At 60.7% G+C, this 21,888-nt stretch carries 17 protein-coding genes; 8 read left to right on the top strand and 9 right to left on the bottom strand.

The features are described 5' to 3' along the window. The 5 genes from NQ519_RS03450 to NQ519_RS03430 all read right to left on the bottom strand — a co-directional run bounded on the left by NQ519_RS03450 (window position 1) and on the right by NQ519_RS03430 (window position 9,409). The gene (locus NQ519_RS03450) at window positions 1–1,350 is read right to left on the bottom strand and encodes a glucoamylase family protein (protein WP_019149459.1); all 1,350 of its coding nucleotides are present in this window, start codon (window positions 1,348–1,350) and stop codon (window positions 1–3) included. Between the two features lie 65 nt (window positions 1,351–1,415). After that, window positions 1,416–3,308 carry a RagB/SusD family nutrient uptake outer membrane protein gene (locus NQ519_RS03445; RefSeq protein ID WP_019149460.1) on the bottom strand — a complete coding sequence of 631 codons (1,893 nt, stop codon included), beginning with the start codon at window positions 3,306–3,308 and terminating at the stop codon, window positions 1,416–1,418. Between the two features lie 11 nt (window positions 3,309–3,319). Further along, entirely contained in the window at window positions 3,320–6,658 is a 3,339-nt protein-coding gene (locus NQ519_RS03440) for a SusC/RagA family TonB-linked outer membrane protein (protein WP_019149461.1), read from the bottom strand. 12 nt (window positions 6,659–6,670) lie between these two features. Further along, window positions 6,671–7,705: a FecR family protein gene (locus NQ519_RS03435; RefSeq protein ID WP_019149462.1), complete on the bottom strand. Its 1,035-nt coding sequence runs from the start codon at window positions 7,703–7,705 to the stop codon at window positions 6,671–6,673. 27 nt (window positions 7,706–7,732) lie between these two features. After that, on the bottom strand, window positions 7,733–9,409 hold the full coding sequence (locus tag NQ519_RS03430) for a BACON domain-containing protein (RefSeq protein ID WP_147513129.1): 1,677 nt from the start codon (window positions 9,407–9,409) through the stop codon (window positions 7,733–7,735). A gap of 243 nt (window positions 9,410–9,652) precedes the next feature. Here NQ519_RS03430 and NQ519_RS03425 point away from each other — a divergent pair, with 243 nt between their 5' ends. After that, a complete protein-coding gene (locus tag NQ519_RS03425; RefSeq protein WP_019149464.1) occupies window positions 9,653–10,525 on the top strand; it encodes an enoyl-ACP reductase FabI in 873 nt (290 codons plus the stop codon). A gap of 55 nt (window positions 10,526–10,580) precedes the next feature. Here the strand turns inward: NQ519_RS03425 and NQ519_RS03420 are convergent, their stop codons facing one another. The 3 genes from NQ519_RS03420 to NQ519_RS03410 are packed head-to-tail and all read right to left on the bottom strand — an operon-like array spanning window position 10,581 to window position 13,526. After that, on the bottom strand, window positions 10,581–11,723 hold the full coding sequence (locus NQ519_RS03420; RefSeq protein ID WP_026076273.1) for a cytochrome d ubiquinol oxidase subunit II: 1,143 nt from the start codon (window positions 11,721–11,723) through the stop codon (window positions 10,581–10,583). Between the two features lie 3 nt (window positions 11,724–11,726). Further along, the gene (locus NQ519_RS03415) at window positions 11,727–13,286 is read right to left on the bottom strand and encodes a cytochrome ubiquinol oxidase subunit I (protein ID WP_026076274.1); all 1,560 of its coding nucleotides are present in this window, start codon (window positions 13,284–13,286) and stop codon (window positions 11,727–11,729) included. 9 nt (window positions 13,287–13,295) lie between these two features. After that, window positions 13,296–13,526 carry a DUF4492 domain-containing protein gene (locus NQ519_RS03410; protein ID WP_026076275.1) on the bottom strand — a complete coding sequence of 77 codons (231 nt, stop codon included), beginning with the start codon at window positions 13,524–13,526 and terminating at the stop codon, window positions 13,296–13,298. A gap of 407 nt (window positions 13,527–13,933) precedes the next feature. Between NQ519_RS03410 and NQ519_RS03405 the strand changes: the two genes are divergently transcribed. Together NQ519_RS03405 and NQ519_RS03400 are read left to right on the top strand one after the other, a co-directional pair. Then, window positions 13,934–15,373, top strand: coding sequence for a Na+/H+ antiporter NhaC family protein (locus tag NQ519_RS03405; RefSeq protein WP_019149468.1), 1,440 nt, complete (start codon window positions 13,934–13,936; stop codon window positions 15,371–15,373). After that, entirely contained in the window at window positions 15,370–16,020 is a 651-nt protein-coding gene (locus NQ519_RS03400; protein WP_019149469.1) for an HAD family hydrolase, read from the top strand. The genes NQ519_RS03405 and NQ519_RS03400 overlap by 4 nt, the downstream gene beginning before the upstream one ends. 227 nt (window positions 16,021–16,247) lie before the next feature. Here NQ519_RS03400 and NQ519_RS03395 read toward each other — a convergent pair whose 3' ends face one another. Then, on the bottom strand, window positions 16,248–17,387 hold the full coding sequence (locus tag NQ519_RS03395) for a sigma-54-dependent transcriptional regulator (RefSeq protein WP_026076276.1): 1,140 nt from the start codon (window positions 17,385–17,387) through the stop codon (window positions 16,248–16,250). A gap of 255 nt (window positions 17,388–17,642) precedes the next feature. Between NQ519_RS03395 and NQ519_RS03390 the strand changes: the two genes are divergently transcribed. The 5 genes from NQ519_RS03390 to NQ519_RS03370 all read left to right on the top strand — a co-directional run bounded on the left by NQ519_RS03390 (window position 17,643) and on the right by NQ519_RS03370 (window position 21,824). Then, complete coding sequence (locus NQ519_RS03390; RefSeq protein ID WP_026076277.1) at window positions 17,643–18,341, top strand: DUF4290 domain-containing protein; 699 nt, start codon at window positions 17,643–17,645, stop codon at window positions 18,339–18,341. Between the two features lie 204 nt (window positions 18,342–18,545). Continuing rightward, window positions 18,546–19,688, top strand: a complete 1,143-nt coding sequence (locus NQ519_RS03385) for a TlpA disulfide reductase family protein (RefSeq protein ID WP_019149472.1) — start codon at window positions 18,546–18,548, stop codon at window positions 19,686–19,688. Then, on the top strand, window positions 19,688–20,449 hold the full coding sequence (locus tag NQ519_RS03380; protein ID WP_019149473.1) for a UDP-2,3-diacylglucosamine diphosphatase: 762 nt from the start codon (window positions 19,688–19,690) through the stop codon (window positions 20,447–20,449). The genes NQ519_RS03385 and NQ519_RS03380 overlap by 1 nt, the downstream gene beginning before the upstream one ends. Next, a complete protein-coding gene (thyA, locus tag NQ519_RS03375; protein WP_019149474.1) occupies window positions 20,446–21,339 on the top strand; it encodes a thymidylate synthase in 894 nt (297 codons plus the stop codon). Before NQ519_RS03380 ends, thyA begins: the two co-directional genes overlap by 4 nt. Before the next feature lie 5 nt (window positions 21,340–21,344). Then, window positions 21,345–21,824, top strand: coding sequence for a dihydrofolate reductase (locus NQ519_RS03370; protein ID WP_019149475.1), 480 nt, complete (start codon window positions 21,345–21,347; stop codon window positions 21,822–21,824). The last annotated feature ends 64 nt before the right edge of the window (window positions 21,825–21,888 follow it).

The raw sequence follows: 21,888 nt of genomic DNA, 5'->3' as shown, positions 1-21,888 counted from the left end.
TTAATTGTCGCGTGTGAATCCCAGTTTTTCGAGTCCGGCCTGAATCTCCGGGGCGCTCATGAAGAGTTTCCAGATCAGTCCCGTACGGTAGTTCTCGATCATCGGCAGCGCCGCGCACTGGTTGTTGGCCAGATAGTTGGGGATGACCCTCTTTTCGGCGACGATGTATCCGTCGTAAAATCCGTAGGGGCCCCACAGCTCGTCGCCGAGGTCGAAGTAGAAGTGTTTGAGGGCTTTCATGACAGCGTCGGGGGCGAAGGGCATGGCCGCAAGCGTGCCCGACGGGGTGATTACGCCGCGGTCGTTCTTCGTATTGTGGGCCTTGTAGCCCTTCACCGAGTAACCGGCCGAGAATCCCCAGCAGTCGGCACCGTATCCGTCGAATCCGTTGGGATTGGCGATGCAGTGGGCCTGCTGGATTTTGGCGTGGGCGACGTTCACGTCGAAATAGTCGATGCCCAGTTCGTCTTTCAATCCCCGGGGATCGAATCCCACGTAGGAAAAGGCCGTCCAGAAGATCGGGCCTACGTACTCGCGTCCCGTGTTGTGCTGCACTTTGACGGGGATGTCGTAGAGGGTCGTGTCGCTGACGATCGCCCCGTCGCGCGCCCAGCCCTTGTAGTAGGCTTCTTTGGTGATGGGGTGGGTCGGGGAGCTCGCTCCCAGGATGTAGACCGCGAGACATTCGTTGTAGCCCCGCAGGGGGAAGTTCTTTTCCCACTGATAGTCGGGCGACCAATGCCAGTACACCACGTCCTCACCGTCCTTCTGATACCACGACCATTCCATTCCGCGCCACAGTTCGTCGAATTTTCCGGCCAGTTCCCGTTCTTTTTTCGTGCCGTCCGAAAGGTATTGACGGGCCGTGATCAACCCCTGGGCCAGGAATGCACTCTCCACGATGTCGCCGCCGTTGTCTTTGCTCGCAGGATTGGCGAACGGTATCGTCCGGGCCGTGCGGTCGTCGATCCAGTGGGACCACATGCCGTGGAAACGGTCGCTGCGGGCCAGGAAATCCGCGATCTTCGCCAGACGCTCCACGCCTTCGCTGCGGGTGATGAAACCCCGCTCGATGCCGACGATGATTCCGGCGATGCCGAAACCCGAACTGCCCACGGTGATCGTGTGCAGGTCCCGCTGGGGATCGTCCTGAATCATGCGGACCCTTGAGAGTCCCGAGTTGGGCAGCGCGCCTTCCCAAATGTAGTTAAAATATTGCTTTTGGACGTATGTCAAAAAATCATCGTCGTTATCGAACGACCTTTTTCGCTTATTTCCCGTGTTGTCGGGGGCGGCGGACGAGAGTGCGGCCGCCAAAAGCGCGATGGTGCAAATCAGGTTTCGGATCATGTTGTGGAATTGTGGTTTTAAGGCGGAGCCGGAACCGGTGAGCTCCGGCTCCGCCGGGTGATCGTCTATTCGGCGTCCGCCTCCGGTCCGAGCGGCTCGACGTTCTTCTCGTAGCCGACGTAGCCGTAGTTCTGGTTGAGTGTCGCCAGCGTATTGTCGTTGATAGCCGTTTCGGGGATCGGCCAGTAGATATGGTAGGGGCTCATGCGGTAAATCTGCACGTTGTTACCGCCGTCGCCGTAAGCGAAGTTCGACGGCGTGCCGTCTTCGGTGTTGAAATAGATGTTGTTCGTGAAACGCATCCGATCGTAATACCAGTTCTTCGTACCGATGTTTTCGAGCGAATAGCCGTCTTTGCCGAGTTTGGCCATCGTGAAGGCGATGCGCACCAGTTCGTTGCGGCGGAACTCTTCGAGGAAGAGCTCGCGGGCCCGTTCGTCGAGGACATCTTCGAGGGTGGCCGTTCCCGAGAAGGCCGCGGCTCCGGCGCGGGTGCGGATTTCGGTGAGATCGAGGGCCGCCTCGCCGCCCCGGCCGAGCCATACGAGGGCTTCGGCGCGCATCAGATAAGCCTCGGCAAGGCGGTAGATATACCAGTCGTGGAATCCGCCCAGCAGGTTGTAGTCGCTCGGAAGCCGTTTTTCGTCGTCCACGACGATCTTGTTGTACTGGATGTCGCCCCAGCAGCGGAGCGTGTCGCTGCAATTCTCGTAAACGAGGGGTTTGCCGTAGAGCTTCGAGGTCTTGACGTTGTAGACCAGCGCTTCCATCGGGTACCAGTTGGGGGCGTTGTGGCGCATGTCGTTCTTGAAGTCGGCGCTTTCCCAGATCTTGTTCGAGAAATACCAGGTTTTCTTCTGGGCGCCGATGCCGCGTCCGGTCCAGAGTATTTGCAGATCCTGTCCGGCTTCGGACGAGATGCTGAAGGGACCGGGGCCGCCCGACGCTCCGTCGATCGTGCTGCGGATGCCCGTGCCGCTCGTGCGGCGCTGCTGCGTGGCCTGCGCTTCGTCGTACTGGCCGTTGTACCACTCGACGAGGTGTTCGCGCATGCGCTCGCCGCCACCGCCACCGCCGGGAGTCGTCGAACCGCCTTCCATGTAGGGATCGTCCAGCACGACGAGGATCTTTTCCGTGTTGGTCGAGAGCGCCGGGTTGTACTTGTAGAAGAGGTCGGTCATGACGTTCGGGTTCGGAATCTTGGGATTCGCCGTGCCGACGAGGGCCCCGAAGCGGGACTTCATCAGTTTCAGCCCGGGAGTGTTGATGACGGCCGTCGAGCTCGTCACGGCATCTTCGAAATCACCGTTCATCAGGTAATATTTCGTCAGGATCATGTAACCTGCCGCCCGGCTCACGCTGCCGGCGGGGGTGGTTTCGGGAAGGTGTTTCACGGCGTCTTCGAGCATTGCGATCATCCGGTTGATGATACGCTGCTGGGTCGAGGTCCGGAAGTCGAGCTTCGGATAGTCGATCTCCTCGGTGATGAGCGGTACGTCGCCGTAGGTCGTGATCAGACGGAAGTACCAGTAGCCCAGGAAGAATTCGCCGTAGGCGCGGATTTCGTCCTTCTGCTCCTGCGAACCCTTGAGGCTCTCGGAGCGGGTCACGAGCATGGCTGCCCGCGTGATGCTTTTGTAGGTGTTGTCCCACAGGTCCTTGGGCTTGCTGCCGATCGACGGGACCATCATGCCGTCCAGGTCGCGGGGGCTTCCGTTGACCAGCACGGCGAGGTCGGAGTTCTCGTAGGCCCATTTGATGTTGGTGTTGCGCCCCATGACCTCGGCCCGGAGGTCCTTGCACAGTTTGGTCACCAGACCCATGCAGCCGGTGTAGGTGCTGTACGCATTGTTGGGGTCGAGTTTCGACGGCTGTTCGGGTTCCAGCCAGTCGCTGGTGCAGGAACCCAGAAGCAGCAGGCTGAACAGACATGCCAGGATTTTATGTTGTGCTTTCATCGTGCGTTGGATTATAAGGTGAAGTTAATGCCGAAGGTGAATGTCATGGGGGTCGGTGCCTTGGTTTCGACATCCCAGTAGAGCCAGTCGTCGAAGCAGTAGGCGTTGTCGAGGTTGAAGAAGACCTTGGCGTTTTGCAGGGCGATCTTGTTGATCCACCGCTTGGGCAGGCTGTAAGCGATCGACACGTTCTCGATGCGCAGGAACGATGCGTTGCGGTAGAGCGTTCCCGTGCGTCTGGCTCCCAGCTTGCCCCAGTAGTTCGACTGGTTTTCCGGCGTCCAATAGGGGAATTTCATCTGCGACACCCGGTCGGCATAGCTGCCTACGCAGATCTCGTTGTTGGCCTTCTTGTGTCCCAGTTCCGAGCGGAGCATGAAGGAGACGGTGAGGTTGTCGAAGAGCGTGAACGAGTTGTTCAGGGCGATGCGGTAACGGGGTTTGGTGTAACCCTGCCAGAGGTAGTCGTCCGTCGAGTAGCTCGTGTTGCCCTCTTTGAGGTAGGTCTTGTAGTCGCCGGGCGAGAATCCGAGGGCCATGGCCTCGGCCGCTTCGTCGTTCTGCCAGACGCCGGTGATCTTGTAGCCGTAGATCTCGTCGATGGCATGGCCGATGTACCAGCCGTTGGTCGGGTCGTCGGACTCCTTCCAGTTGACGATGTTGCCGTCGCTGTCCGTCACGGGGACCAGGTCGCCGTAGAGGTGTTTGATCTCGTTGCGGTTGAGCGAGAAGGTCAGGTCGGAGGTCCAGCGCAGGTTTTTGGTGTTGAGGTTCACCGAGTTGATCGTGATCTCCAGACCTTTGTTGTTGACCTGACCGAGGTTGGCCTTCACCTTGGAGTAGCCCGTGAGCGTCGGCAGACCGCGGTCCATCAGCATGTTGGTCGTCTTCATCTTGTACACCTCGGCCGTGACGTTGAGGCGGTTTTTGAAGAGCCCCCAGTCCAGACCGAAGTTCATGGCCAGCGTCTCTTCCCACATCAGCTGGCTGTTGCCCATGGAGGTGGGGTAGAGCGTCACGACGTTCTGCTTGTCTTCGGTCAGGTAGAAATCGTTGGCCAGACCGGCCAGCGCTGTGTAACGGCCGATGTTGCTGTTGCCGTTCTTACCGTAGGAGAAGCGGAGCTTCAGGTTGCTGATCCAGTTCACCGACTTCATGAAATCCTCTTCCGAGATGCGCCATGCGGCGGCCACGGCCGGGAAATCGGCCCACGGATTCTGCTGCCCGAATGCCGAATAACCGTCGCGGCGGATGGTGAACGAGAGCATGTAGCGGTCCATGAGCGTATAGTTCAGACGGGCCATGTAGGAGGCTTTGGTGTCCACCTGATCCTCGGACGCCGAGGTCTGTATCTCGGCCATGTCCAGGGCGTGCCAGCCCAGCAGTTCCGAGGTGGTGAACTTGCTCGCTCCGGCGGTCGTCTGGTGCTGTTTCCATTTGGCGGCGCTTTGCAGGAGCGTCACGTCGAAACGGTGGATGTCGTTGAAGGTCATGTTCCAGCGGAGGATGTTCTCGATCGACCAGTCGTATTGACGGGTATTCCGGCGCGAGGCGATGCCTTCGCCCGCCGAGCCGTCGAGCGTCCACGAGGGTTTGTACGAATTGTCGTCCTGGAATTTCCAGCGGTTGTTGAACGAGCTCTCGAAAGCGAATCCCCACGGCAGGCTGATCTTGGCATAGACGGTTCCCAGAATGCTGGTCGTGCGCTTGTAAACGTCCCACTGGGTCTTCTCGAACGGGTTTTTGGCCATGTTGTCGCCGTTCGGATACCAGGTGTAGGTGCCGTCCTCGTTGTATTTGTCGCCCAGCGGGCTGTTGTTGTAGGCGACGGCCCAGTCGGCGGGCTGTCCGTCGTTTTTGGCGCTCGACAGGTTGGCCCGGATGCCCACTTCCAGAAAGTCGGTGATCTTGTTGGAGAGGTTCACGCGGGTGCGGACGTTCTGGTAGTCGTCGTTCCGGACCACGCCCTTGTTGTCGAGAAATCCGGCCGACCAATAATAGCTCAGGCTCTTCGACTTGCCCGATACGCTGACGTTGTAGTCCTGAATCACGCCCGTGCGGAAAACGTCGTCCACCCAGTCCGTCGATCGGTAGTTGTAGTAGTTCGTCTTTTCGTTGGGGCGCAGGGCCAGACGGTCCAGCCAGACTTCGGTGGGGTCGGCGTAGGCGCCGGCATTGGAGTAGCCCATCCACGTTGCGAGGTCCACGCCCTGAAGTTTGTAAGGGTTGGTGTAATATTCGGGTTTGGTCTGGTTGATGGCGCCTTCGCCGATGAGTTTGTCGGCGCGCACTTGCAGATAGCCGTTCACGTCGTAGCTCGCGGGCTTCCGGGTCAGGATCGAAAGGCTGGTCTTGGCGTCGAAGCGGATCGTGGGTTTGTCGCCCGTGCCCTCCTTGGTGGTGATGATGATGACGCCGTTGGCGGCATTGGCTCCGTAGACCGCGGCCGACGAAGCGTCCTTCATAACCGACACGGAGGCGATGTCATTGGGGTTGATGTCGTTCAGCTCCCCGTTGAAGATCATCCCGTCAACGACCAGCAGCGGCGAGGTCGTGGTTCCGAGCGAGGTTTGGCCGCGGATTTCGAACGAGGTCTGGCCGCTGGTCGAGGCGCTCCGCTGGATGTTGAGGCCCGCGACCGAACCGCGCAGGTAATCGGCCAGCGAGATCGACTGCTTGTCGGCCATCTTCTCCATGTTGATCTGCGCCACGGCTCCCGTGACATCGCTCTTCTTCTGCGTTCCGTAGCCGATGACCACGATTTCGTCGATGTCCGACGCCTTTTCGGTCAGCGAGACGTTGACCAGGGTCTTGTTGTTGACCGCGACGCTGAGGTCGTCGTATCCCAGGAACGAGACGGTGATTTGGCTGTTGGCCGGCACTTGCAGGGTGTACTGTCCCCGGGCGTCGCAGACGGTGCCCCGCTGGGTTTGCCGGTTGTAGACCGCAGCGCCGGGGATCGGCATGCCGGAGGCGTCCGTAACGGTACCCCGCACGGTGATCAGCCGGACTTTCTGCGCGTCTCCGTCTTTCTCGGGTTCTTTGCTCTTTACGAGGATGTTGCGCCCTTCGACCGAGCAGGCGACGTTCTGCGAGGCGAAGATCTGGTTCACGACCTCGCCGACGGTTTTGTTCGAGGCTTTGACCTCGATCTGTTTTTTCAGATCGACGCCGTTCGTTTTGATGACGACCGAATAGTTGTAGTTCTTCTGCAACAGTTCGATGGCCTGTTGTACGGTTCCCTTGAAGTTCATGGTGATATTCTGCGCATGGAGCTGCATGGACAGCAGCAGGCTGCATGCGGCGAGCAGTAACCGGGAACGTAGTTTGGCGGTGAATACGCGTTTCATGGGTGGTTTGGGTTAAATTGCTTGTTTCGGTTGGGTTCGGTGCTTGTAAATGTCGATGACATTTTTATTCGAGACGTATTGGAACGAACTGCCCAGTTTCAGGAATTTGAGGATGTCGTCCAGCGATTCGTTGTTCACGAACGAGGCGAAGTAACGTTCGTGCTTGAGCTGTTCGTCCCGGAGTATGATCTTTACGTTGAACTTGCGTTCCAGATCGGCGGTGATCTCTTCGAGCGTCTGGTTGCGGAAGTAGAGACCCCCGTTCTCCTCGCTCCACGAAGTGTAGCTCGCGGGCGAGAACTGGAACGTATCGACGGCGCCCGTGCGGTGGTCGATGCTCATGTAGTTGCCCGGTTCGAGGGTGTACTGTCTGGTGAAACCGTTGAAATTCGCTTCCAGCGAGATGCTCCCTTCGACCAGCGACACTTCGGTCTTCGATTGTTCGGGGTAGGATTTCACATTGAATTTCGTCCCCAGTACCTTGATGTTGAGGTTCCCGACCGAGAGGAAGAAGGGGCGCGACGGGTCCTTCTCGATGTCGGCGTAGACCTCTCCGGTGACGAATACCTGCCGGACCTTCCGGTTGAATTTCTCCGGATAGATGATCTTGCTCCCCGCATTCAGCCAGACCGTCGAGTTGTCGGGCAGCGTCACCTGCATTTTCTCTCCGTAGGCCACGTGTTTCTCGATCCAGTTCTTGGGTTTCTGGGCCTGTCCGTTCAGATAGAGCGCGAAAACGGCGAGCGGCACCGCCAGGCATGCTGCAACTCTCACGGCCCACTTCCCGATCCTGCGGATCGTTTTGCGGGGGCCCGCCGCCCCGCCGATGCCTTTATGGGCCAGCGAGGCGGAAAAACGTTCGAACCCTTTGCGGGAGGAGGCCCGGTCGATGGATTCCGGCAGTTCGTTCCACAGGACGTAGAGTTCGTTCTCGAACTCGGGGTTTTCGCCCTCGGCGGTAAACCACGAGCTGACCTGCTCCCTTTCATCGGATGCCGGGGTGCCGAAGAAAAAATTCCGTAACGTTTTCTTTGAAAATTGCTGCATGACGGTCTGTTTATTTTGCTGCGTCTGCTATTGGGCCGCAGTTCCTGTTGCGTTGTTGTTGTCGCCGGGCGCGCTGAGCACGGTGCCTCCGAAAGTGCAGTTCGTGAGGACTGCCGAGGGAGCCTGGCCCGCGATACCTCCGAACCAGGCCGCCGGAACGGTCGCCGTGGCCAGCCGGACGATGTCGCCCGTGTTGCCGCAGGCGTTGATCTCCGTTGCGACCGTCGTCGATCCTACGATGCCTCCGGCGTTGGCCGCCGAAGTGACCGACGCTTTGTTCTGGCAGCCGGTGAGCGGGGCGGCCTTGGTGATCGCGCCCACGATGCCGCCGGCTGCGACGCTGCTGTCATCGATATTGCTGACGACGGCGCCTTCGTTGGTGGCGTATGCGATGGGGACCGCGGCCGACATGCCGCCCGAGATGCCTCCGACGCCGCTCCCCGCGACGGGTGCGGTCTCAGCGCCGTTGATCGTGATGACACCCTTGTTCAGACACGGCGATTCGGCCGATCCGATCGAGCTGGAACCCTGGCTGTTTCCGGCGATGCCGCCCACTACGGCCTTTCCGCCGCCTGTCAGTGTGATGTCGCCGTGGTTCTCGCAGCCGAGGATGGTTTGACCGTTCAGCTGTCCGATGATACCGCCGACCTGGGCGGCGTCGCAGTTCGCCCGGATGGTGCCGTAGTTCTTGCAGTCGGAGATGGTGAACGCTCCGCCTCCGGCACCGTTGATGCCTGCCACACGGTTCGAGTTGGAGACGATGTCGGCATAGTTGGAGCAGCCGGTGATGTTGCAGCGTCCGTAGGCGACGATGCCGCCGACGCGCGGATTGGGCGTCGAACCGGTCATGGTCAGCGTACCTTTCGAGGTGCAGTTTTCGATATAGCCGCTCGTCGCAGTCACCGAGAAGCCGACGATGGCGGCAAGATGTTTCTGTACGCTCCCCGTGTAATCGTTGGTCGCTTCGACATCCACCGTGAGGTTGCGGATGATGCCCGTGGGGGCCAGACGCGTGAAGAGGGCCACGATGGGCTGTCCGCCGCTTTCGAGGCGTCCCGAGATCGTGTGGCCGTTGCCGTCGAAGATGCCACCGAAGGCTCCCGATTTGTCGTTGGCTTTGACGTCCTGTCCGCCCATGAGCGGCAGCGGCGTCGCTCCGGCGTTGATGTCGTTGTAGAGATTGATTACGCCGTTTTCGTCCTGCCATTTGCTGTAATCCGGATCGGTGTCTTTGGTCGCCGAAGCGATCGCTTCGCCCAGTTCGGTCAGGTCCTTCAGTGAGTAGATACCCGGTTCGCGGTCTTCGACGACGGGGCCGTCCTGGCTGACGGTGATGAATTTGCGGACTACGGCGTCGGTCGAGATGTCGCCGCACTTGATGGAAATGACAGTCGTGCGCGAACTGTTCTCTTCGCTGAAGGGAAGCGCCGTGACGGTGATGCTCTGCTTGTCGGCGGCAGCGCCGCTTTGCGTGGGGACGAAGCTCACCCAGTCGGACGACGTGTTGACCTCCCATTGGCTGTTCGTCGAAAGGGTCAGGCTCGAATTGCCTCCCTCCTCCGTGAAATGCAGATTGTCGCTGCTGAGTTCGATCGAATAGCGATCTTTCGGTGTCGGCTCGTCGTTGTCGCAGGAGGCCATACTCCCGGCAAGACCGAGTGCAACGGCAAGAAACAGAGTTGATTTCAGACTAAGGTTTCTCATAAGTAAATTTAAGGTTAGTTCGGTCGTTCCGCCCCGGCCTGCGGCCGCGGCACTATGTTGCTTGGTATTGTTACTTACGAAAGACCCGGCGGAACTACGTATTCCGGGGCGATAAAAATTTGCGTCGGATCGCAGGCGGCTCCGGACCGGGCGGCAGGGCCTTTGCAGGGTGCAGGGAGGACGGGCGGTCGTCCGAATGAAAAAAAATTGTTATATTTGCCCGAATTTTTAATCTGAATTACGATGGCATACAATTTACTGAAAGGAAAGAAGGGACTTATTTTCGGAGCTCTGAACGAGCAATCCATTGCCTGGAAGGTGGCGGAGCGCGCCGTGGAGGAGGGGGCCGAGATCGTCCTCACCAATACTGCCGTATCTATCCGCATGGGAACCATCTCGAAGCTGGCCGAGAAGTGCAACACGATCGTCGTTCCGGCCGACGCCACGAGCGTCGCGGACCTCGAAAACCTCATCGACAAGACGATGGAGCATTTCGGCGGCAAGTTCGACTTCATGCTCCACTCGATCGGCATGTCGCCCAACGTCCGCAAGGGCCGCACCTACGACGATCTGGATTACGATTTCCTTTCCAAGACGCTCGACATTTCGGCCATTTCGTTCCACAAGGTCATTCAGGTGGCCCGTAAGAAGGACGCCATCAACGACTGGGGTTCGATCGTGGCGCTTTCGTACATCGCGGCCCAGCGCACGCTCTACGGCTACAACGACATGGCCGACGCCAAGGCGCTGCTGGAGTCCATCGCCCGCAGTTTCGGCTACATCTACGGCCGTGAGAAGCACGTGCGGGTCAACACCGTGTCGCAGTCGCCGACGCCGACCACCGCGGGAAGCGGCGTGCTGGGGCTGGGCGACCTGATGTCGTTCGCCGACAGCATGGCTCCGCTGGGCAACGCCTCGGCCGAGGACTGCGCCGACTACGTGCTGACGCTCTTCTCGGACCTCACGCGCAAGGTGACGATGCAGAACCTCTACCACGACGGCGGATTCTCGTCGATGGGCATGAGCCGCCGCGCGATGAAGACCTACGAGAACGGAATGCGTTTCGACGACGTGCATCAGAATCAGTATCCGTTCGGCAAACCGGAGGAGAAATAGTTCCGGAATCGCCCGGAAAAAGAGGAGCGGAGGCCGAAGCCTCCGCTCTTTCGTTTCAGTATTGGTGGTCGTCGCCGCGGATCTCCTCGCGGGTGATCGGGCGGCGGTTCATGGCCCGCCAGGCGTACCAGATGTAGGCCGCCACGAACGGCACGAAGAGCGACACCCACGCCATCGTCCTGAGCGTGAAGAGGCTCGACGAGGAGTTCGTGATCGTCAGCGACGACTGCATGTCCGTCAGCGAGGGGTAGTAGGCCGTGCCGTTCCACCCGGCCAGCAGAAGCAGCGACAGCACCGTGAGGACCGTGCCGGCGCCTCCGAACCATACCGCACGGCGGCTGCCGCACCATCCGAGCCGGATGCTCCACAGCACCGAAACCACGCCGAGGAGCAGTACGACCGTGACGTAAGGCATTTCGAGCAGGTTGCGGAGGTATTTGTAAGGCTCGACCGAGATCGTGCCCGCGGCATCGGCGGCCCGTCCGTTGGCGAGGAGGAGGGCCAGGAGCCACGCCACGAAGCAGACGACGAACAGCACCCCGAACAGCCGCATGCGGCTCTGCGCGCGGCGGAGGATCGTCTCGTCGTCGATGTTGTTCATGAAATACTGGCACGCGAGGGTCATGGCCAGCAGGGCGACCGCCGCACCCAGCAGGACGTTGCGCCACTCGGCGACGGCTTCGAGTCCGTGCCACGGCGTCGCCCATTGCGAGATGACCGCTGCGCCGCCCTGATTGGCGAGGTTGAGGCGATCGACCGTGAATTCCGCTCCCGTGAAGAAGGTCCCCACGGCGGTGCCGATCAGCAGCGGCCCCAGGACGCCGTTAATCAGCAGAAAGGCGTTGAAAGTCCGCTTGCCGAAGACGTTGGCGGGTTTGCGGCGGTATTCGTAGGCCACGGCTTGCAGCACGAAGCAGAAGAGAATGGCCATCCAGACGTAGAACGCCCCGCCGAACGACGTGGAGTAAAAGAGCGGGAACGAGGCGAAGAACGCGCCGCCGAACGTGACGAGCGTCGTGAAGGTGAATTCCCACTTGCGGCCCAGCGAGTTGACGAGCATGTTGCGCTCCTCCTCCGTGCGGCCTATGTCGTACAGCAGCGCCTGTCCGCCCTGCACGAACATCAGGAAGACCAGCAGGGCCCCCAAAAGCGAAATGATGAACCACCAGTAGTGCTGAAGAAAAGTCAAGGTATCCATGATTTAGTCGTTTTTAGGTCCTATTTTGATCTGCCGGAACATGATGCTCAGTTCGGCGACGAGCAGCGCGGTGAAGAGCGCCAGGAAGAGGAAGAAGGTCACGGAGACCGATCCGCTGGGGATCTTCGAGGCCGCGACGCCCACGGGCATCAGGTCCTGAATGGCCCACGGCTGGCGTCCGACCTCGGCCACGATCCATCCGGCCTGCGAGGCGAGGTAGGCCAGCGGGACGGTCCACACGGCCACCCACAGCAGCCAGCGTTTGTCGGCGAGGCGGTCTTTGCGGTTGAGCCACCAGACGACGCCCAGCAGCAGGATGAAGAAGCAGCCCGCACCGACCATCACGCGGAACGAATAGAACAGCAGCGGCACGTTGGGCACGATCTGCTCGGGACGGTCGAGATACCCGTAGCCGAAATAGGCGAAGTGGTCGCGCAGGAACGCTTCGCCCTCGGGGGTCGAACGGTCGAATTTGCTCTGGATGACCTGAATGGCCGCCGTGTCGCCCGCCTCGCGCGCGGCGCGATAGCGGCCCAGTTCGTCCACGGCCGTGCGTCCGCGCTCGATCTTCTCGGCGGCGGACATGATGCCGCGCTCCTCGTTGCCGTAGACCAGGTCGTAGATGCCCGGCACGAAGGCGTCGGCGTCGCGGAAGCTCATCAGCGAGAGCATTTTCGGGATGCCGATCTGGAACCGGAAGGTTTCGCCGTTGACCGGGCCGTTGGGCCGCAGTATGCCCACGGCGGTGAGTGGCGCACCCTCCTGCCCTTCGTAGAGGGCCTCCATCGCGGCCAGCTTCATGGGCTGCACGCGAGCCACGATGGCTCCCGAACGGTCGCCCGTGAAGGCCGTGATTAGGGCGAAGACGAATCCGAAGGCCGAGGCGACGGCGATGCTCTTGCGGGCCATCTGCTGTTCGCGCCGGCGCAGCAGGTACCATGCCGAGACGCCCACGACGAACAGCGCCGCGAGCACGAACGACGAGGTGACGGTGTGGAAGAACTTGTTGACGGCCACGGGCGACAGCGCCACGGCCGAGAACGAGGTCATCTCGTTGCGCACGGTTTCGAGGTTGAAATCGCATCCCACGGGGTGCTGCATCCATGCGTTGGCCACGAGAATCCACCAGGCCGAGAGGTTGGCCCCGATGGCCGTGAGCCACGTGGCCGCGAGGTGGAAGCCGCTCGAAACCTTGCGCCAGCCGAAGAACATCACGGCGATGAAGGTCGATTCGAGGAAGAAGGCGAAGATGCCTTCGATGGCCAGCGGGGCGCCGAAGATGTCGCCCACGAAGTGCGAATAGTTGGACCAGTTGGTGCCGAACTCGAATTCGAGGATCAGCCCCGTGGCGACGCCGATGGCGAAATTGATGCCGAAGAGTCGCATCCAGAATTTGGTGGTCCGGAGCCAGAATTCGTCCTTCGTGCGGACGTAGAGGGTTTCCATGACGGCGATCAGGAATCCCAGTCCGAGCGTCAGCGGGACGAACAGCCAGTGGTAGATGGCCGTCATGGCGAATTGCGCACGCGACCAATCGACGGTTGATAGGTAGTCGGATAGCATAACGGGGTGTTATTGGGTTGAGGATTCCGCTCCCGGGATCGGGGGCGCAAGGTTTTCCAACAGGCAGTCGGCCTTCTCCGCGGGGCTCTTGCCGGCGAGCGGGTCGGGGAAGAAGAAGACCTTCAGCACGGCGAACATGATGAAGAGTTTCACGAGGATGACGGCCCACAGGGTGCGTCCCACGGTCATTTCGCGGAATCCTTCGACATAGAAACGGATCACTTTGCGGAGTGCGTTCATTTTGTTTGCGCCGTTGCGATTTACCAAAGTTAAACAGAAAAACGGAAAAAACGAAAGGTTGTGCCCCGAAAAACACATTTGGCATACGATAAGGCCGGAACCGTTCACTCCTCCCCGCCTGAGAGGCGGGTTTCAGGGCGCGACGGTTGCTTCGGGATGCACTCCATCCGGTTTTGCGCTGTTACGTCATTGCGAGGAGCCGTAGGCGACGCAGCAATCCGATTGGAAGCTGGGGCCTTACGACGCTTCCATCGGATTCCCACGCTCACTTTCGTTCGCTCGGAATGACTTTCGTCCGCGCTCCGACAGGACTGTAAATCCTCGCGGGCAAAGCCCGCGGTTAACGGCTTTTCAACCTGGGAAATTCGGCAAAATTTCGTACTTTTGTCCCCCGTAAAAGTCAACCGATGAAGCGAAATACCGAAAAACTGCCGTCGCCGTGGGTGTCGGCCATCCCGCTGGCGGTGCTGACGCTGTTGTTATATGTGGTGATCCGCGCCTTCGGGGGCGGTGCCATCGACGGCGGCAGCCAGATCGCCCTGCTGTCGGCCACGTCGGTCTGCGTGATGCTCTCCATCGGCATCTACCGCTGCCGCTGGGCCGTGCTCGAAGAGGCCATCATCGACAACATCCGCGCTTCGGCTTCGGCCATCGTCATCCTGCTGCTCATCGGCGCCATCGCCGGAACGTGGATGGTCTCGGGCGTGGTCCCGACGATGATTTACTACGGGTTGCAGATCCTCCACCCGTCGTTCTTCCTCGTCTCCTCGTGCGTGATCTGCGCCGTGGTGTCGCTGATGACCGGCAGTTCGTGGACCACCATCGCCACCATCGGCGTCGCGCTGATGGGCATCGGGCAGGCGATGGGATTTCCCGAAGGGTGGATCGCCGGGGCCATCATCTCGGGGGCCTATTTCGGCGACAAGCTCTCGCTGCTCTCCGACACTACGGTGCTGGCCTCTTCGACCGTCGGCGTCCCGGTCTTCACCCACATCCGCTACATGCTCTACACCACCGTGCCGTCGATGCTCGTCGCCCTCGGGGTCTTCACCGTCGCGGGGCTCTCGCTCGAACACGGCGCCTCGACCCACGCCGAAATGTACGCCTCGACGCTGGCCGCGACGTTCCGCATCACGCCGTGGCTCCTCGTGGTGCCGCTGGCCACGGGAATACTTATCGCCCGGAGACTTCCGGCCATCGTGACGCTCTTCTGCGCCGCGGTCTTCGCCTGCGCGGCGATGCTTCTGGCCCAGCCCGAAACGGTGGCCCGGGTGGCGGGCGTCGCGGAGCTGGATTTCATGTCGGGATTCAAAGGGGTGCTGATGACCTGCTTCGGTCCCACGGCCATTCCCACGGGAACGCCCCAGCTCGACGAACTGGTCGCCACGCGGGGAATGGCCGGCATGCTCAACACCGTGTGGCTGATCATCTGCGCCATGTGCTTCGGCGGGGTGATGACCGGCAGCGGCATGCTGCGGTCGCTGACGGCGATCTTCCTGCGGTGGGTGCGCAGGACCTTTTCGGCCGTGGCCTCGACCGTCGGCGCGGGCATCTTCTTCAACCTCTGCACCGCCGACCAGTATATTTCGATCATCCTTTCGGGACGCCTTTTCAAGGATCTGTATGCCGACCGGGGGCTGGAAGAGCGGCTGCTGAGCCGCTCGGTGGAGGATTCCGCCACGGTCTGCTCGGTGCTGATCCCGTGGAACTCGTGCGGCATGACGCAGGCCACGGTGCTCGGCGTCTCTACCTTCGTCTACATGCCTTACTGCATCTTCAATATCGTCTCGCCGCTGATGTCGCTGTTCGTGGCGGCTGTCGGCTGGAAAATAAAACGGAAACCATGAAAACCGAACTCGTCATCTTCGACCTCGACGGCACGCTGCTCGATACCATCGGCGACCTGGCCGTGGCCTGCAACGCCGTGCTGGCCCTGCGGGGGCTTCCCCAGCACTCCTACGAGGAGTACTGCCATTTCGTCGGCAACGGCATCATGCGGCTCGTCGAACGGGCCCTGCCCGAGCCGCTGCGGACGCCCGGGAACGTGGCGCTCGTGCGTGCCGATTTCGTGAAATACTACACCGAACATATCGACACCTACACCCGGCCTTACGAGGGGATTCCCGACCTCGTCGCCGAGCTCGTACGCCGGGGCGTGCGGCTGGCCGTGGCGTCGAACAAGTTCCAGGCCGGGACCGAGAAGCTCGTGCGGCTGTTCTTCCCCGGGGTGGAGTTCGCGGCGGTCTTCGGCCAGCGTCCCGACGTGCCTCTGAAACCCTCGCCGGCGGTCGTGGAGGAGATTTTGGCGCTGACGGGCGTGGCGAGGGAGCATGTGCTCTACGTCGGCGATTCGGGTGTGGACATCGAGACCGCGGCTGCCGCGGGCGTCCGTTCGGCGGGCGTGACGTGGGGATTCCGCGACCGGGAGGAGCTCCTCGCCGCCGGGGCCCGGCAGCTGGTTGACAAACCGGAAGAACTGCTGGCGCTGTTGTAGTTTTGCCCGCTTATTTAGGAGGTGACGGCCTGCCGGGACGCTTTCCACCCCGATTTCGCTTCTGTCATTGCGAGGCTTCGCAGATGCCGCGGCAATCCGGTCGAAGCCCGGGACCTTACAACGTATTCACCGGATTCCCGCGCTCACCTCGTTTATGCGGAATGACGAAGCCCGCCGGCATTTTACGCCGGCGGGCTTCGCAATGACAAGCACCTGTCGTTTCGCCCCTAACAATACTCTTTCACGTCGCGGGCCGTGATGCGGTCTTCGGAGAGGATGATGAGCCGCTCGACGACGTTGCGCAGTTCGCGGATGTTGCCCGTCCACGGCATCTGCCGCAGCACCGCCAGAGCGTCGGGGTCGATGGCTTTGGGCCGTGTGCCGTATTCGGCCGAGATGGTGCGGATGAAATGGTCCACCAGCGTCGGGATGTCCTCGGCGTGCTCCCGGAGCGCCGGGACCCGCACGACGATCACGCCGATGCGGTGGTAGAGGTCTTCGCGGAAATTGCCCTTTCTGATCTCTTCGCGCAGATCCTTGTTCGTGGCGGCGATCACCCGCACGTCCACCTCGATATCCTTGTCGCTGCCCACGCGGCTGATACGGCTCTCTTGCAGCGCCCGCAGCACCTTGGCCTGCGCCGCCAGCGACATGTCGCCGATCTCGTCCATGAAGAGCGTGCCGCCGTCGGCCTGCTCGAACTTGCCCTTGCGCTGTTTGATAGCCGAGGTGAATGCACCCCGTTCGTGGCCGAAGAGCTCGCTCTCGATCAGTTCCGAGGGGATGGCCGCGCAGTTGACCTCGACGAACGGCGCCGCGGAGCGCGCGCTCTTGGCGTGGAGCCAGCGGGCCACCAGCTCCTTGCCCGTGCCGTTCTCGCCGGTGATGAGCACCCGGGCCTCGCACGGGGCCACCTTGTCGATCAGCTGGCGGACATGCTCGATCTCGGGCGAGATGCCGATGATGTTTTCCGCCTGCGCGGGATGCGCGCGGCGGCTGCGGCGCACGACGGGAGCCGCGGCGGCGGCCGGAGGTGCGGTCGCGGGATTTGCGATGGTGCGGTGGATGGATTGCAGCAGCCGGTTCATGTCGATCGGCTTGGTCAGGAAGTCCTGCGCTCCGCTGCGCACGGCCTTCACCGCCGAGTCGATCGAGGCGTCGGTCGAAAGGGCTATGAACGGAATGCCGGCATCGGGGACCTTGCATCCGGTGTCCGAAATGATCAGGTCGAACGGAACCTTCCCGCATATATCCGTGGCTGCCGCCTCGTCCTCAACGGCTTCCGCCGAAAATCCTTCATATTCCAACCGCTCGCGCAAAATGTTTCGCACGCTTTTTGATTGATCCAAAATTAAAACCTTTGCCATAGCTTGTTTTTCCTGAAATTTTACCTACTTTTGCGAAGTCGATCTTCGGCTTGGACAGGCGGTATCCCGGATGTTCGGTTTGCGCTGCCTCTGTCCCAAAGTTAGGGCTTTCTGCGGTGTAAAACCAATCCCGGGGGGTCTCGCCCGACGGAGCGGAAGGTCTTGAAAAACATCTTGAACAGGTCTATTGCGAAGGCCCTGCCGGAGGGTCCGGCGGACGAATCGGAGCAACGGGAAAGACCGTAAATACAATTTATGAGAAAGAACTATAATTACACGCGACGCAAGTTGTACCTGCCCGAATACGGGCGTCACATCCAGGAGATGATCGACTCGCTGCTGGCGATCGAGGACCGCCGCGAACGCAACCGTCAGGCCCGCGCCGTGATCGCCGTCATGGGCAATCTGAACCCCCTGCTGCGCGATACGGCCGACTTCACCCACAAACTGTGGGACCACCTCTTCATCATGTCTGATTTTCAGTTGGATGTGGATTCTCCCTATCCGCAGCCGTCGCGTCAGGAACTGACCGTCGCGCCCCATCGCATGCCCTATTCGCAGGGGCGGATCGCCTACAAGCATTACGGCAAATATGTCGAGCGGATGATCCGCGGTCTGGCCGACGAGCGCAACCCCCAGACGGTGGCCCGGACGGTGGATAATCTGGCCCGTTACATGCGTACCAAAAGCTACGAATACAACCAGGAGCATCCGAACAACGAAGTGATCGTAAAAGACATCAAACGCATGTCCGGAGGGACGATCCAAATCGATGAAGTTGCCTTAAATAATCTCCGAAGCGACTATAAACAGCCCTTTTCAGCACGTCCCCAGAAGGGTGCCCAGCAGCACCGTCCGCCTCATCAGCAGCGGCAGCAGCAGAAAAACCGCGGCCAGCAGCAACACCGGAATTTTACGAAGAACAACGGCGCCCACCGAAATTCGCCGAAGTAGGGGCGGGGCCGCACCGACCCTTTTAGGGGCCGGGATGTTTTACAAAGCCGCACGGTTTGGAACCACCGGGTTTTTTGCTATCTTTGGTGTCGTAACGACACTTTTAGGGGTCGGATGGTTTTGCAAAGCCGTATGCGATTCGGGTTTGGAACCATCGGGTTTTTTGCTATCTTTGTGTATTAATAACAGCGAAAACGATCGTAAATGAACAAGCAAACGCTTTTCGTGACGCTCTCGGCGGCCGTTCTGGTGTGTGGCTGCCAGTCGTCGAAAGTGAAGATTTCGGGCCGCTTCGTCGGCAGCGATGCGAAAAATGTCTATCTGGAAAATGCCTCGCCCCTGACGCAGGCGGTCATCGACTCGGCCGTGCTCGCCGGTGACGGCAGCTACCGTTTCGAACTCAAAGGCGTGCCCAAGACGCCCTCCCTGTATAATATCATCTACAACGGCGAGCGGATTCCGCTGCTTATCGCCGGGGGCGACCGCGTGACGGTCGGTTCGGTGGGCAGCGTCGTGCGCAACTACACGGTCGAAGGCTCCGCCGAATCGGAACTGCTGCGCCAGTTCTATCAGGATTTCGTCACGGGGGCTCAGCGGCTGGACAACATCGCCGCACAGTTCGCCAAGCCCGGCCTTACGGAGGAGGAGCGCAAGTCGCTGGTCGAGGAGTACACGGCCGAGTACTACCGCATCCGCCGCGAGCAGCTGCGGTTCATCATCGAGAACAAGTCTTCGCTGGCGGCGGTCTACGCCCTCTACCAGCGTCTTCCGGGGGACCGCTATCTGTTCAACGGCGACAGCGACGTGGTCTATTTCCGCACCGTGGCCGAAGCCCTCGAAAAGAGCTATCCCGATTCGCCCTATCTCCAGTCGCTGACGGCCGAGATCGCCCGCATGGATGCGCGCATCAGCCTGACGTCGCAGATCTCCGAAGCGGGGTATCCCGACCTCGAAATGACGGACATCTACGGCAAGAAGATCCGCCTTTCGTCGCTCACGGGCAAGGTCGTACTGCTGGATTTCTGGTCCGCGGAGCTGGGATCGAGCAACGCGCTGAACGCCGATCTGAAAGAACTCTATAAGAAATACGAAGACGCTCCCGTGGGCTTCGAGGTCTACCAGGTGGCGATCGACACGTCGAAGCCGCTGTGGATCAACGCCGTGCAGGAACAGCAGCTGCCGTGGATCTCGGTGAGCGACCTGCGCGGGCGCGGCTCCTCGGCGCTGGGACTCTACAACGTGCAGAAACTGCCCGCCAACTTCCTGATCGACAAGGAGGGTTCGATCGTCGCCCGGGACATCTACGGCAAGAGCCTCGAAGAGAAACTGGACGAACTGACGAAGTAATGTATTATTTCGCATCCGACATACATCTGGGGGCGGGTGACGAGCATTCCGCACGGGCGGTCGAACGACGCTTCGTGGCGTGGCTCGACAAGGTCTCCGGCGATGCGGAAGCGATATTTCTGGTCGGCGACATTTTCGATTTCTGGTTCGAATACCGCCGTGTGGTGCCCAAGGGCTTCGTGCGCACGCTGGGGAAACTGGCCGAGCTGACGGACCGGGGCGTGCGGGTGGTCTTCTTCACGGGCAACCACGACATGTGGGTCGGCGACTACCTCACGCGTGAGTGCGGGATGGAGGTCTGCACCTCTCCACAGGTGATGACCCTCGCGGGCAAAAAAGTCTTCATCGCCCACGGCGACAACATGAATATCGACGGACAGCCGATGCTGAAACTCCTGAACCGGATATTCCGGTCGCGGACGCTGAAATGGCTCTTTTCGTGGGGCGTGCATCCCGACCTGGCGATGAAGTTCGGCCATTGGTGGAGCGGCAAATCGCGCAAGCGGCACAACGCCGCCGACGAGGAGGCCGTGCGGACCGGCCGCGGGGGCGGTTTCGACGCTTCGCTCACCGAGCCGCTGATCGACTATGCCCGCCAATACGCCGCGACCCACGACATCGACCATTTCGTTTTCGGACACATGCACTTCCCGCGCGACTACCGCGAAGGGCGTCTGCACGTGGTGAATCTCGGCTGCTGGGAGAAGAATCCCGCCTGTGCCGTGCTGGACGCGGCGGGCGAAATGACCCTTGAATCATGAAACAATACCTCGATTTGCTGCGCCGGATCAAGGCGGAAGGCGTCGTGCGGGGCGACCGCACGGGAACCGGGACCAAAGGGGTCTTCGGCCATCAGATGCGTTTCGACCTGGCGGAGGGTTTCCCCCTGCTGACGACCAAGAAGGTCTTTCTGAAAGGGGTGATCCACGAACTGCTGTGGTTCCTGCGCGGGGACACCAATATCAAATACCTCGTCGAAAACGGGGTCCATATCTGGGACAACGACGCCTATCGCTACTATAACGAATTGTGCGTGCGGCACGGCGTGCTGCCCGTCGATCGGGAGACTTTCCTCGCGGCGGCGGGCGTGGAGTCGCCGATCGAGGGTTACCGCTTCGGCGATCTGAACCACGTTTACGGTTACCAGTGGCGTTCGTGGCCCCGGCCCGACGGGGGCGCCGTCGATCAGATCGCGCAGGCGGTCGAACTGATCCGCACGAACCCCGAGTCGCGGCGCATCCTCGTCTCGGCGTGGAACGTCGCGGAGGTCGAAGCGATGGCCCTGCCGCCGTGCCACGTGCTGTTCCAGTTCTATGTGGCCGAAGGGCGGCTTTCGTGCCAGTTGTACCAGCGCAGCGCCGACACGTTTCTGGGGGTGCCGTTCAACATCGCCTCCTACGCTCTGCTGACGCAGATGATGGCGCAGGTGTGCGGGCTCGAACCCGGTGAGTTCGTTCATACGCTGGGCGATGCGCACCTCTACCTGAACCACCTGGAGCAGGCGGATGAACAGCTCGCGCGCGAACCGCGTCCGCTGCCGCGCCTGCGGCTGAACCCCGTCGTGAAGTCGGTTTTCGATTTCCGCTACGAAGATTTCACGCTCGAAGGCTACGATCCGTGGCCGGCGATCAAAGCCCCGATGTCATTCTGAACCCTATGATCTCAATTATCGTTGCCGTTGCCGAGAACGGCGTTATCGGCGACAAGAATGCCCTGCTGTGGCATATTTCCGAAGACCTGAAACATTTCAAGGCCGTCACGATGGGCCATCCCGTCGTCATGGGCCGCAAGACCTTCGAGTCGCTCGGGCGGCCGCTGCCCAACCGCACCAATGTCGTTATCACGCGCCAGAATATCGAGATTCCCGGCTGCACGGTCGTGCATTCGCTGGAGGAGGCCGTGCGGTTGTTTCCGGAGGACGAGGAGGTGTTCGTGATCGGCGGGGCGCAGATCTACGCCGAAGCCCTGCCGTTGGCCGACCGCTTCTACCTCACGCGCGTGCGGCACTCCTACGAGGGCGACACGCGCTTTCCGGCGTGGGACGAGAGCGAGTGGCGGGCGGTGTCGTCCGAATCGTTCCCCTGCGGGAAGGATTACCCCTGGCCTTTCGTCTTCGAGCTTTACGAACGGCGGTAAATTACGCATTTATACCACCGCCCGAGCCGGGCGGATTCCCTACCTTTGCAGTGCAAAGGTTTTT

It is taken from the genome of Alistipes senegalensis JC50 (assembly GCF_025145645.1).
GTDB classification, from domain to species: domain Bacteria; phylum Bacteroidota; class Bacteroidia; order Bacteroidales; family Rikenellaceae; genus Alistipes; species Alistipes senegalensis.
This window is presented reverse-complemented; position numbering and strand designations above follow the sequence as displayed.

Bases quoted from the DNA above. Each gene is read 5' to 3' on its own strand.
- NQ519_RS03370 (WP_019149475.1), top strand. From the start codon at position 21,345: ATGATCTCAATTATCGTTGCCGTTGCCGAGAACGGCGTTATCGGCGAC.
- NQ519_RS03440 (WP_019149461.1), bottom strand. From the start codon at position 6,658: ATGAAACGCGTATTCACCGCCAAACTACGTTCCCGGTTACTGCTCGCC.
- NQ519_RS03445 (WP_019149460.1), bottom strand. From the start codon at position 3,308: ATGAAAGCACAACATAAAATCCTGGCATGTCTGTTCAGCCTGCTGCTT.
- NQ519_RS03395 (WP_026076276.1), bottom strand. From the start codon at position 17,387: ATGGCAAAGGTTTTAATTTTGGATCAATCAAAAAGCGTGCGAAACATT.
- NQ519_RS03420 (WP_026076273.1), bottom strand. From the start codon at position 11,723: ATGGATACCTTGACTTTTCTTCAGCACTACTGGTGGTTCATCATTTCG.
- NQ519_RS03385 (WP_019149472.1), top strand. From the start codon at position 18,546: ATGAACAAGCAAACGCTTTTCGTGACGCTCTCGGCGGCCGTTCTGGTG.
- NQ519_RS03450 (WP_019149459.1), bottom strand. From the start codon at position 1,350: ATGATCCGAAACCTGATTTGCACCATCGCGCTTTTGGCGGCCGCACTC.
- NQ519_RS03415 (WP_026076274.1), bottom strand. From the start codon at position 13,286: ATGCTATCCGACTACCTATCAACCGTCGATTGGTCGCGTGCGCAATTC.
- NQ519_RS03425 (WP_019149464.1), top strand. From the start codon at position 9,653: ATGGCATACAATTTACTGAAAGGAAAGAAGGGACTTATTTTCGGAGCT.
- NQ519_RS03400 (WP_019149469.1), top strand. From the start codon at position 15,370: ATGAAAACCGAACTCGTCATCTTCGACCTCGACGGCACGCTGCTCGAT.
- NQ519_RS03405 (WP_019149468.1), top strand. From the start codon at position 13,934: ATGAAGCGAAATACCGAAAAACTGCCGTCGCCGTGGGTGTCGGCCATC.
- NQ519_RS03435 (WP_019149462.1), bottom strand. From the start codon at position 7,705: ATGCAGCAATTTTCAAAGAAAACGTTACGGAATTTTTTCTTCGGCACC.
- NQ519_RS03380 (WP_019149473.1), top strand. From the start codon at position 19,688: ATGTATTATTTCGCATCCGACATACATCTGGGGGCGGGTGACGAGCAT.
- NQ519_RS03410 (WP_026076275.1), bottom strand. From the start codon at position 13,526: ATGAACGCACTCCGCAAAGTGATCCGTTTCTATGTCGAAGGATTCCGC.
- thyA (WP_019149474.1), top strand. From the start codon at position 20,446: ATGAAACAATACCTCGATTTGCTGCGCCGGATCAAGGCGGAAGGCGTC.
- NQ519_RS03430 (WP_147513129.1), bottom strand. From the start codon at position 9,409: ATGAGAAACCTTAGTCTGAAATCAACTCTGTTTCTTGCCGTTGCACTC.
- NQ519_RS03390 (WP_026076277.1), top strand. From the start codon at position 17,643: ATGAGAAAGAACTATAATTACACGCGACGCAAGTTGTACCTGCCCGAA.